Origin of the sequence: Photobacterium nomapromontoriensis, from assembly GCF_050336815.1 — a bacterium.
GTDB lineage: Bacteria > Pseudomonadota > Gammaproteobacteria > Enterobacterales > Vibrionaceae > Photobacterium > Photobacterium nomapromontoriensis.
Window position 1 is genome coordinate 18,081 of the sequence record NZ_JAKJSL010000046.1, and the last position, 12,522, is coordinate 30,602.

Genomic DNA, 12,522 nt, shown 5'->3' on the forward strand with positions numbered 1-12,522 from the left:
AAGGCTACGCAATGAATTCACTCCATAAATTAGGGCGGCTATCGCTGGTTATCTCGACCGTCCTTGGGCTAACAGCCTGTTCAGGTATGTCTCGTACTCAATCGGTGGAAATGCCTGCTGCTATACCCGTGATGCAGTCACAAATTATCGCGATGACTGAAGAAACGGTTCCCGATTATATTGAAGCCAGTGACGGCTCATCATTGTCGTTTACTAAAGCACGGTATGTGTTAGGACAACAGTCTCTGAAATGGGACTGGACGCCAAATAGTACCATGATCATTCGTCAGCCTATTCAGCAAGTGACTGATATGGAAGGCAGAAAGGCGTGGGGTCGTGCTGCGACACAAGTGTTGTCATTCTGGATCTACAATGAAACGCCAGTTGATGACTATATGGTTGTTGATTTAGGTCGCGGTTTGAAAGGCTCATCCAGTGCTGATGCCGGCTTTAATGTGTATATGAACTTCACCGGATGGCGAGCTATTGGTGTGTCGTTGCAAAATGATATTGAAGGTCGCGAAGTAGAAGGTTTAGGGATCACAGACAATGCATCTGGCGAAGGTCAGGGGATGAATAGCATGCCTGGTGGTCCACGCGGTGATATGGACAGTATCCGTTTTACTGCACCGTCAAGTGTTGAAAAAGGTACCTTCTATATCGACCGAGTCATGATTTCAGTCGATGATGCCCGTTACCAATGGTCTGATGATCAGGTTAAGACACGTTATGACATCCCTGAAATTGATTTTGGTTTGTCTAAGCAGCTACCTGTAGCAACTGACGTTGAAATCAGTGCCGCTGACAACATTCGCGACTCATTGGTTGATGTGTTTGTTGAAGCCCAGCGCCTGAAAGGGGTACAGACATTCAATAATCTAGACACCTTACGTGATCAATTCCAGTCACTGCGTATTGCACGCGATGAGAATGGTGTGTTGTCTGGTCGTCATATTATTACCGGCAAGCAAAAAATTCTGTATCAACCAGAATTTATGAAGGCTGAAGATAAGGCATTGTTTGCAGACTATGTCACCTTATCTGAATACTCTAATATTTTGTTTAATATCGGCCGTTTCTGGAATGCCACGGACGATCAAGCCGTGAAGCAAGAACTGGCAGATATGTATGTGTTAATGACACAGCATATTCTTGATCAGGGTTTTGTTGATGGCAGCTCATTAGTAACTACTCACCACTGGGGCTACAGCTCTCGCTGGTGGTATATCTCCGCGATGTTGATGTCAGATGTACTGACAGAGGCCGAGTTGCGTCAGCCTGTATTTGATGCTCTGTTGTGGTATTCGCGTGAATTTAAAGCCAACTTTGATATGGTTGCAGGACCACAAAGCTCGGATTTGGATTACTTCAACACGCTTTCTCGCCAGCATTTAGCGCTGCTGATGCTTGAGCCGAATATTGACCGTCGTATTGCTCTGCTGAAGAAGTTTGGCAGCTATATCAATATCGCGTTATCGCAAACACCTCCGGGTGGCTACGATGGGTTGCGTCCAGACGGTACGGCTTGGCGTCATGAAGGTAACTACCCGGGCTACTCATTCCCAGCCTTCAACAATGCAGCCCAGCTGGTATACATGCTAGATGGCACACCATTTAGCGTCAGTAGTGAAGGTCGATCAGCGCTGAAAAAGGCCATGCTATCCGCTTGGGTTTATAGTAATCCAGAAGTGGGATTGGGCTTGTCTGGCCGTCATCCATTTAATCCACCCGCTGTGACACATCTTGATGAGTCATACCGCTGGATGGCATTGACGGGTAATCCGGAAACCGGTGACAAGGTCGATAAGGAACTGGCGGCGGCTTATCTGCAGATCACAGGTAAATCAGTAGCCGATTCTGTCACGCTATTTGGTGAAGCGATTACACCCGCTGCGTTGCCCCAAGGTTACTGGGCATTTAATGGCGGTGCGTTTGGTATTCACCGTTTCCATGACAACATGGTTACCATGAAGGCGTACAACAGTAACGTTTGGTCATCGGAAATTTATTACCGTGATAACCGTTATGGCCGCTACCAGAGTCACGGTGCGGTGCAGGTTGTTCCATTTGGTAAGCAATCCAAGATCGGCTTTAATCAAGACGGCTGGGACTGGAACCGTAATCCGGGGACTACAACCATCCATTTGCCGTTAGAACAGCTTGATAGCCCTAACTCTCATACTCTGATGTTACGTGGTGATCAGCCATTCAGTGGTGCGTCATCGTTGGATGATCAGTTTGGTATGTTTGCATTTAAGTTCCACGCGCCATCAATGCCAAAATTTGACAGCAGCTTTACTGCGCGAAAATCCACTTTCTCGGTGGCTGATCGTATCGTGATGTTGGGCAGTGATATCAGCAGTTCGATGGATGAAAATCAGACCGAAACAACCTTGTTCCAGCATGGTATTACGCCTAAGGCCGCTTCCTTGTGGATCAATGGAGAGCAGATCACGCAGCAGCCATATCAGGCTCAGTTGGGTGAGGGGGATTGGCTCATCGATGGTCACGGAAATGGTTATCTGATCACCAGTGATGTTTCGGTTGAAGTCCGTCGTCAGCATCAAACCTCGGCAAATGATAAATCACGTAAGTCAACGGAAGGTAATTTCTCAGTCGCTTGGATTGATCACGGTACTGCACCGAAAGAGGCGGGTTATGAGTACTTGCTGATGTTGGATGCGACACCTGAGAAAATGGCATTGCTAGCGGCATCTTATCAGGCGGATGGCGAAAAACCTTACCAGATAGTCAAAGATGACAGCAGCGTTCACGTTATTCACGACAATAAGACTGGCGTGACGGGTTATGCCGCATTTGACAGTGTTAGCCTTGATAACGGCGTGGTGAGCAAATTAGCGCAGCCATCCATCGTGATGACACGTGAATTGGCGGATGGTCAGCTGCAGATCTCGGGTGTGACGCCAGATCTCAATATGACGCGCTATACCGAAGCGAAGCCGACAACGATCTCTGTGACTCTGCAAGGGGCATGGAAGGCTTCAGTGCCTAATGAGAAAGTGACGGTGACGGCAGGTGCCAATACCACTGAACTGATCTTTGAGATTTATTTCGGTATGCCTCAGGAAGTGACGTTACAAAAAACGCAATAAATGTATAGAAATATACATAGCCGGATAAAGTGAATTTATCCGGCTTTTTTTGTTAGTTAAGGGATGAATGATGAAACTGAATCAGTTTAGTTTTGGCAAACGGTTAGGGGCAGGTTTTGCCGTAATTATTTTTTTAATGGTTGTCGTGTTTGCGGAAGGGTTACGTGCTAGGAATGTTATCGATAATGGGATTCAGCAATTAAATGCAGCCAATATCGGTGTGCGAGAAGTCTTTGGTTTGCAGGTGTTAGAAAATAATTATTTAAATACGCGAGACCCCATTTATGCAGAACGATTTAAAAAATGGCATAAGGTTAATTTAGATAACTTTAAGCAATCCAGCGGTCTATTTAACTCGAACGAAAATCGTCCTTTAGTTAAGCAATTTGAGCTGTCGAGTGTCGCTTATGGTGAGGATTTCGATGTATTTAATCAGCAAATTGCTACCGTTCAGCAATTAAATAAGCAATTGCTGGATGTCGAAACCCGCTGGGCTCAACGTTATGCTGATGATGCGAGTCTACTGCTGTTATCAAAATTGCAGCAGTTGCGGAGTCAGAGTGAATTATCGTTGGACCCTGAGCATCTAGAACAGTGGTTACGCGTACTGACGACATGGAATACGCTTAATTCTGACGATCTGATAAAAGACTATCGTTCGTATTTCGATCAGATGTCAATTCAGATTCAGGCATCAGTACAAAGCCGTGCATCCATGCTAGCCGCCGCAACGGAAGTGCGTGACAGTGCAAAGTTTATCCTGGCGAATGTTGAAAAGCAGATGGCGAAGGATAAGCAGATTAGCTTCTATATCAGTATTGCCGTGTGTTGTGCTGCGTTAGCGATCTGTTTCTTGATTGGCTTAGTTCTGACACGCTCGGTAACACTGCCGATCAGAAAAATCATCGCGGCGGTTGAGCAATTGGCGAAAGGTGATCTCGACCAGCAACTGGTCACCGATGGCAATGATGAGCTGGCAAGCTTATCAATGGCTATCAATCAGATGACGATTTCCTTGCGCCACATGGTCGAGGATATCAATCAAACCGCGGGAATATTAAACACAGAAACACTCGATATGTCGCGAATTGCTGATGAAAATCATGCCGGTGCGAATAAGCAGGCAGCAGAATCCGAGTTGATTGCAGCAGCAATGAGCCAGATGACAGCGACCATGTCTGAGATTCAGAACAGCGTCAAAGAAGTTGCGTCCAGTTCAGAAAGCAGCTTAGATTTGATTGGTAATTGTACCCAAGTGACCCAAGTTGCCATTAATGATATGCAGCAACTTGAAACAACGGTTTCTGGTGCGGTTTCGGTGGTGAAACAATTAGCTGAAGGGGCCGGGAATATCGGTTCTGTGCTGGATGTGATTAACCAAATTTCCGAACAGACAAATCTATTGGCCTTGAATGCGGCCATTGAAGCAGCGCGAGCCGGCGAGCAAGGGCGTGGATTTGCCGTTGTCGCGGATGAAGTGCGTTTATTAGCTCAGAGAACCCAGTCTTCAACGCATGAAATCAAAACAATGATTGAATCACTCAACCACCACGCCAGCCAAGCGGTGACTGTGATGGCTGAAAGTCAGCAGTCGGCGATGTCTACTTGTCAGCAAGTCAATGAGATTGGTCATCATCTTCAGCAAGTGTCGGATCATGTCAATAATGTTGTCGCTCAGTCACTGAATTTATCGCAGGCCCTGGCCGAGCAGCATACTACAACCCAGTCATTGGATGTGAGCATGACGGTCATTGTTGAGGTTTCTCGCCATTCTGCTGATACAGCCAGCCAGTTGGCCCAAACAGCAAATCAGCTTACCCAGTGTAAGGATGAGATCACCCAGCATATGGCGCGTTTTCACTTGTCGTCCTCATTGCTTTGATTGACTAAGTCGGTGTGTCGGCACTGTGTTTACTCACGGTGCCGGCAGCCTGGATTTGCAACGTCAGCGTTCTAGTTTTCGTTTATTGCCCATTGGTTGTCTTTTGCTTTCTTTTTGTGCCGTAGTGTGATCTTGACCGTTTCGTGCAACGTGGTTTTGTCGTATATTCCTTTCGTTTACTTTCTTTTTGTTATTGTGCATGTATTTATGCCGGAGTTGAATTATGGCTACGTCTCGTTCGCATCAAGCCCGCTTCCATATGATGGCGAAGCCAGCCAGCTATCGCTGTAATCTAAAATGTGATTACTGCTTTTATCTGGAAAAAGAGCAGATGATGCAGCCGTCATCATCGACGGCGAAAACTGCAGAAGTTAAAGCCGCAAGTAGCCAAGATCAAATGTCTGATGCCATGCTCAAGCGCTATGTGCGTGACTATATCCGTTCTCAGCCTAGTGACGATATTGATTTTGCTTGGCAGGGCGGCGAACCCACTCTTGCGGGGCTGGATTTCTACCGCAATGCCGTTAAGTACCAGAAGCAGTATGCAAATGGTAAAACGATCACCAACAGCTTCCAGACAAACGCCGTAGCGATTAACCGCCAATGGGCGCAGTTTTTTGCGGAGAATAACTTCCTTATTGGGGTGTCGGTCGATGGTGCTGCAGAGGTGCATGATAAATACCGTATTTCGGTCAATGGCAAACCAACATTTGAGCGTGTGAAGCATGCGATTGCTTTATTGAAGGAATACAAGGTTGAGTTTAATACGCTGACCGTTATTAATGATCAGAACTGGAATAAGGCAAAAGAAACCTATCAAGCATTGAAAAATCTGGGCTCAGAGCACCTGCAGTTTATTCCTATTGTTGAAGTTGAAGCGCAATGCCAGCAAAGTACAACCGGGCATTATTCGCCAACCGCAGATGCATCATTAACCCCGTTTTCTGTCCCTGCCCATGGTTACGGTCAGTTCATGACCGAGATTTTCAATGAATGGGTGAAAAACGACATTGGCCGTATTTATGTCCGGATGTTTGACAGCATTTTAGCCACGTGGATGGGTTACCCGGCGTCGGTATGTGTACAGGCTAAAAACTGTGGTCAGGCGATGGTTATTGAAGCAAACGGGGATGTGTATTCCTGCGATCATTATGTCTATCCCGCGAATAAACTGGGCAATATTACTCAGACCGATATTGTCAAGCTGGCAACCAGCAAACAGCAGCAACGTTTTGGCAATGCTAAGTCTTCCCGCCTGACTGATCAATGTCAGCAGTGTGACGTGTATGGATTATGTCACGGTGGTTGCCCTAAACACCGAATTATTCCCGTGGCAGGTGAGAAGCATCGTCAGAATTATCTGTGCGCGTCCTATAAGCAAATTTTCAAGCACACCGCCCCAGCGATGCACCACATGGTGCAGGAAATACGTCGCGGCGGTATTGCAGCCAACGTTATGCCGGCAATGGCGACAATTTACACACAACAATAAAGTAATATTTAAACCAAGGAGTGAACAATGAAACTGTCCTCGAATAAGAAGACGGTATTGGCAGGGTTAGTGGCCGCAGCATGCGCTGTCGCACCTGTCGTGTCGATGGCAAGTGAGCAGGTAAAACCTAATGTCCTGTTGATTGTCATGGATGATCTGGGTACCGCACAGCTTGATTTTGCACTCGAGAATATCGACAAAAAAGCCTTGGCTGAACGCCCGTCTCCTGAGCGTTATGAGGGTGACTTTAACAAGCTTTACGATGCCGCCAAGCGCTCAATGCCTAACATTACCCAGCTCGCCAATGAAGGCGTGCGGATGACCAACGCTTATGTCGCGACTCCAGTTTGTGGTCCATCTCGTGCTGGCATGCTGACAGGTCGTTTCCCGCACAGCTTTGGTATTTACAGTAATGATGACGCACATTTTGGTGTGCCACTTGATGTCAAACTGTTACCTGCATTGATGAATGAAAATGGTTATGCGACCGCTAACATCGGTAAGTACCACAATGCCAAGGTAAGCAAGGCATTCATCGACGAAAGCATCCAGACCCGTGACTATCACGATAATCAAATTTCAGCACCTGAGCCGGGTTATGGGCCAGAAGAGCGTGGCTTTGATTACGCGTATAGCTATTTTGCATCAGGGGCGGCGCTGTATAACTCGCCAGCCATTTTCCGTAATGGTGAGAATGTGCCTGCACCGGGCTTTATTACCCATAACCTGACAAATGAAGCGCTGCAGTTCATTGATCAAGCTAATAAGCAAGATAAGCCATTTTTCATTAACTTAGCTTACAGTGTTCCGCATATTCCACTTGAGCAGCCAGCTCCGGCGAAGTACATGGATCGCTTTGATACGGGCAATGTTGAAGTCGACAAATACTATGCGCATGTCAATGCTTCAGATGAAGGGATCGGTCAAATCATTGCTAAATTGAAAGCAATGGGTGAGTACGAAAATACCCTGATTTTCTTCCTATCCGACAACGGTGCGGTGCAGGAATCACCGATGCCGATGAATGGTATGGATCGTGCGTTTAAAGGTCAGCGCTACCGCGGTGGTGTACATGTCCCGTTTATTGCGCACTGGAAAGGTGTACTGCCTGAGAATACTCAAAATGATACGCTGATTTCAGCAATGGATATTTTACCGACTGCGTTGGCGGCCGCGGGTATCACTATCCCTGCTGAGATGAAGGTCGATGGCAAAGATATTTTGCCGGTTATGCAAGGCGAGAAGCAGCAACCTCACCAGTATTTGTACTGGGCGGGCCCGCGTGCACTGCATTATGACTCAAGCAATGCTGATTTCTGGAACCACTACTGGAAGTGGATCAACTTCGAAGAGCAACAATTCATTCCAAGTAAGCACATTGAGAAGTTGTCTAAAGGGGAGTGGGCAATTAAAGATCAGCAATGGTCATTGCACTACTATGATGACGGCAAGCAAGAGTTTGAACTATACAATTATGCTCAAGATCCGGCCCAGTCAATTAACTTAGCGGCTAAATACCCGGAAAAAGTTAAAGAAATGAAAGCAGCGTTCTATGACTGGATCAAAACGAAGCCAGCGCCTATCGGTTGGGGGCAGGATCGCTACCAAATTCTAACTAAATCTGCACAATAAAAACATTTTGTAATTATTTGGGGCCTCGTTGAGGCCCTTTTCTATGGACAACACATCATGCAAAAAGAAATTACAGCAACGGAACGCCCGTTTATTGCTTATGAGCACCCAACGGGTGAGATGTACCTGAAACTGATGAAGGAAAACCTGATCCGGCTGCGCCATCGCAAAGCCCCTTACACCCGTCATGATGCGCACATTCAGGCGCAATTTGCGAATGGTGGCGATCTAGAGAAAGAATGTGAAAGCTTAGTGCGTTATGTCGCTGAAGCGTTTGAACACTATGCTGTTTGGGATTACAGCCATGCGTATTACCCAGGACGCCCAAGCCAACAAAGTGCCCGAACCGATGCGATGGAAGGCTGTAGCCGAGTGATCCCGACGCTGGCTGCTTGGCTTCATCAGCAGCAGGGAAAACGAACGGTCCTTGATGGCTTGAATGGCAAACCGATGGATATTGCCCAATGGTTGCGAAAGGCATTTTTGGCTGGGACGGATCCTGCTCATCCTGGCTATTGGGGCGTGTTACACGATTATGATCAGCGGATTTGTGAAAGTGCGGATTTAGCATTAGCGCTATGGTTAAGCCGTGACACCGTATGGGCCACTTTCAATGGCAGTCAGCAGCAGCAGATCATCGACTGGTTTAATCAGGTCAACCATTGCCAGACTGTGGATAATAACTGGCATTTGTTTCCATTAACGGTTCAGCTGGTGGTAAAAGCACTGACAGGTGAGGATCATGTTGAACATGCGCGTTATGCACGCACTAAAGAGTTCTATGTCGGTGATGGCTGGTTCCGCGATGGCGCAAAAGGAAATTATGATTATTACAATGCATGGGGCTTCTTTTATTCGCTGTACTGGTTAGATCAGATTGATCCTGATTTTGATCCTGAATTTATTCATACCAGCTTACAGGTATTTTCCGATTGCTTCCGTTACTTCTTTACGCCAGTAGGGTTACCGTTATTTGGCCGCAGTGCGTGTTATCGTCTGGCGGCATCAGCCCCTTTATTGGCGACAGCAGATCTTAATCATTCGAAAGGGGTGACTGACGGCTTGTCACTGGGAGAAGTCAAGCGTGCCTTCCGAACCAGTTTGGAGTACTTCATCACACATGGTGCGTTGAAGCACGGCGCTCCGACTCAGGGTGTGTTCGATGACGATCCGCGATTGATTGATAATTATAGCGGCCCAGCGAGTAGTTTCTGGTCATTACGCGCGCTCAATATTGCGTTGTTCTGCGGTGAGCGTATGGGTTTATGGCAAGCTGAAGAAAACTTGCTGGAAATTGAAAAAGGTGACTTTTCATTTACGGTACCGGCAATAGAAGCCAGTGTGATCGGGACTTTCAAAACGAAAGAGGTTGTCGTTATCTTTCAATCTGAGTATACCCAGGAGCAATCACCACTAACTCGCCGCCTTGAAAGGCAATCATTAGCGAAAAAAGTACAAGAAATGATAACAGGACGCGCAGAAAGACCCAAAAACAACTTATTGCGTAAGGGAATAACCTGTTATAGCTCGAAGATGTCGCATTTCTTTTAGTTTTAAATGCTTTCGATTCGAAAGTGTTTATGTGATCCAGATCTGTTATTTTTCTTTTGTTTTCGAATATCATAAACGAAAGCTAACGAAGGGTTGAGGTTTTTTAATATGTTTCTGGTTTCTTCACGTGAAATGCTCCACAAAGCACAGTTAGGTGGCTATGCGGTTCCGGCTTTCAATATCCATAATTTGGAGACGGTTCAAGTCATCGTTGATACTGCTGCGGAAATGCAGTCGCCTGTTATTCTTGCTGGTACGCCTGGTACCTTCTCTTATGCTGGTACAGATTATCTAGTCGGGATCTGTAAGGAAGCTGCGAAGCGTTACAAGATGCCAATCGCTCTTCATCTTGATCACCATGAGTCATTTGGTGATATCCGCAATAAGATTGAAGCAGGGATCAAATCAGCCATGATCGATGGTTCTCATCTAACGTTTGAGAACAATATTGAATTGGTTAAGCAGGTGGTTGAGTTCTGTCACCGTTGGGACTGTTCTGTTGAAGCTGAACTAGGTCGTCTTGGTGGTCAGGAAGATGATCTGATTGTTGATGCGAAAGATGCATTGTATACCGATCCTGATGCGGCTTTGGAATTTGTAACGAAAACGGGCATTGATTCACTGGCGATTGCCATTGGTACGGCTCACGGCATGTACAAAGAAGAACCGAAGCTAGACTTTGACCGTCTGGGTATCATTCGCAGCAAAACTGATGTGCCTTTGGTACTGCATGGTGCATCGGGTGTACCTGATGAAGATGTACGTCGCTGTATTGAACTGGGTATCACCAAGGTGAACGTTGCGACTGAGCTAAAAATCGCATTCTCAGATGCGGTTAAGCAATACTTTATTGAAAATCCGAAAGCCAATGATCCACGTCATTATATTATTCCTGGCAAAGAAGCTATGAAGAAAGTTGTGATGGAAAAAATTACAGTATGTGGTAGCGCAGGTAAGCTGTAATCGGAAAAGAAATTGCAAGCACACCCTCTGTGTTATTGCGCCTGGCTACAGCCGTGATGTTCCCCCCACTACAAGCACGGTGTAGCCATTTTCTGTATGCGTAATTGATAACAAATGAAATGGATAGCAAAGCGATGGTTTCGCCCTTGAAGTGTAAGCAAAAGAAAATCGCCATTATTGGTGAGTGCATGATTGAGTTAAGTGGTAAACCCTTCTCGACTCAAGAACAGCATTTTGGTGGTGATACATTAAATACTGCACTCTATTTATCCCGTTTAATGCCGGGACTGGCTCCTTATTATGTGACCGGGTTAGGGCTGGATGTTTATAGTCAGAATATGCTCGCTGCTTGGCAGAAAGAAGGTATTGATACATCGTTAACGGTGCAATTTGCTAATAAATTACCGGGTATGTATGCCATTGAAATTGATCCGCAAGGTGAGCGTAGTTTTCATTATTGGCGAAATGAATCGGCGGCAAAGGAATGGTGTCAGCACCCTGAGTTTGTGAATATTGTCGAAGCGTTAAAATCGTTTGATCTTATTTATCTTTCTGGTATTTCCCTGGCAATTTTGCCGGATCAGGATAAGCGTTCCTTGCTCGTGATTTTAGAGCAGCTAAAAAAGGAGCACGGGGTACGTATTGCGGTAGATTCCAATTATCGTCCGCGCTTATGGCGTAACGCCTCTGATGCCTGTGAATGGTTAGGTAAGCTGTATCAATTATGTGATATCGCACTGGTAACCGCTGAAGATGAAGATCTTTTGTTGGGAATGAAAGATTCGCCAGCAAGCATTATAGCAAAGCGGTTGCATTCGATGGGGGTCATGCAAGTTGTTGTGAAACTGGGCAGTGACGGGGCAATGTGGTCCGACTATGGTCAAAATGGCATTGCTCGTGGGAATAAGGTTGATAACGTGGTCGATACGACGGCGGCAGGTGATGCATTCAATGCCGGTTTCCTTGCGGCTTGGTCAAAGGACATGGTTATGAGCGATTGTTGCCACTGGGGCAATAAACTTGCTGCTCAGGTTATTCAGCACAAAGGCGCGATCATTCCTCAGGGCCAGACGCGTTATATTACAGAATTAATGAACATTTGATATTCGCTATATTGATGAACCGCGGAAGGTTGGTCATGGAATATTAAATATGGCGATTCATATTCATGAAGCGCAATAAAGAATAAGTGCCTAGGAGGCCAAATGAATGAAAAGCATGTAGCTGTCCTGCTAGCAGACGGTTTTGAAGAAGGCGAAGCGGTTGTCTTTATCGATATTATGCGTCGTCTAGATATTAAAGTTGACGTGTTGTCTTGCATGGAAACGACCGCACTAAATACGTATTTTGAAACCCGTATTACTGCGGATGATACGCTAAAAAATCGTTATGATCATACCTATGATGCGGTGATGATGCCGGGTGGCCCGAAAGGGACGGATAATCTGTCAGCGAATCCAATGGTAGTTGATTTTCTTAAGCGTCATATTGATCAAAACAAATTTATCTGTGCTTTGTGTTCTTCTGGTGCCAAAGTATTAGCTGCACATAACCTGCTGCAAGGCCGTGAATATACCACGGGCGATAAACTGGCTGAAAAATTTGATGATGGTAAATACGTGCAGCAGAAAGTGGTTGTGACCGATAATTTTATTACCGGTCGAGGACTTGGGGTGAGCTTTGAGTTCTCATTCACAGTCGCCAAAATGTTGTTGGCTGATAATCAAGAGAAAGTCGACTGGCAAGCGAATCATATTTATTTTGATCACTGGCCATTAGTGTAAGTTTATATCCATTCCTTTTCTGAGTGTTATTCTGAGCTTTATTGTAAGCAATGTTGTCTAGTTGTCGGGTATTAATTCCCTAAGTACCCTTTTGCCCCAATGCTG

At 45.9% G+C, this 12,522-nt stretch carries 8 protein-coding genes; all 8 read left to right on the top strand.

The window, feature by feature from the left end:
- Positions 1 to 11 precede the first annotated feature (11 nt).
- The 8 genes from L4D12_RS19305 (at position 12) to L4D12_RS19340 (ending at position 12,417) form a co-directional block, all read left to right on the top strand.
- Positions 12 to 3,113, top strand: coding sequence for a chondroitinase family polysaccharide lyase (locus L4D12_RS19305; RefSeq protein ID WP_428449470.1), 3,102 nt, complete (start codon positions 12 to 14; stop codon positions 3,111 to 3,113).
- A 67-nt stretch (positions 3,114 to 3,180) separates the two neighbouring features.
- Complete coding sequence (locus L4D12_RS19310) at positions 3,181 to 4,995, top strand: methyl-accepting chemotaxis protein (RefSeq protein WP_428449471.1); 1,815 nt, start codon at positions 3,181 to 3,183, stop codon at positions 4,993 to 4,995.
- A gap of 223 nt (positions 4,996 to 5,218) precedes the next feature.
- Positions 5,219 to 6,487 carry an anaerobic sulfatase maturase gene (locus L4D12_RS19315; protein ID WP_428449472.1) on the top strand — a complete coding sequence of 423 codons (1,269 nt, stop codon included), beginning with the start codon at positions 5,219 to 5,221 and terminating at the stop codon, positions 6,485 to 6,487.
- Between the two features lie 27 nt (positions 6,488 to 6,514).
- The gene (locus L4D12_RS19320; protein WP_428449473.1) at positions 6,515 to 8,119 is read left to right on the top strand and encodes a sulfatase family protein; all 1,605 of its coding nucleotides are present in this window, start codon (positions 6,515 to 6,517) and stop codon (positions 8,117 to 8,119) included.
- Between the two features lie 57 nt (positions 8,120 to 8,176).
- Positions 8,177 to 9,670: a DUF2264 domain-containing protein gene (locus tag L4D12_RS19325; protein ID WP_428449474.1), complete on the top strand. Its 1,494-nt coding sequence runs from the start codon at positions 8,177 to 8,179 to the stop codon at positions 9,668 to 9,670.
- Between the two features lie 108 nt (positions 9,671 to 9,778).
- On the top strand, positions 9,779 to 10,633 hold the full coding sequence (locus tag L4D12_RS19330) for a tagatose bisphosphate family class II aldolase (protein ID WP_428449475.1): 855 nt from the start codon (positions 9,779 to 9,781) through the stop codon (positions 10,631 to 10,633).
- Between the two features lie 146 nt (positions 10,634 to 10,779).
- The gene (locus L4D12_RS19335) at positions 10,780 to 11,736 is read left to right on the top strand and encodes a sugar kinase (RefSeq protein WP_428449476.1); all 957 of its coding nucleotides are present in this window, start codon (positions 10,780 to 10,782) and stop codon (positions 11,734 to 11,736) included.
- Between the two features lie 102 nt (positions 11,737 to 11,838).
- Positions 11,839 to 12,417 (top strand): DJ-1/PfpI family protein, encoded by a 579-nt coding sequence (locus tag L4D12_RS19340; RefSeq protein WP_428449477.1) that lies wholly within the window; start codon positions 11,839 to 11,841, stop codon positions 12,415 to 12,417.
- Positions 12,418 to 12,522 lie beyond the last annotated feature (105 nt).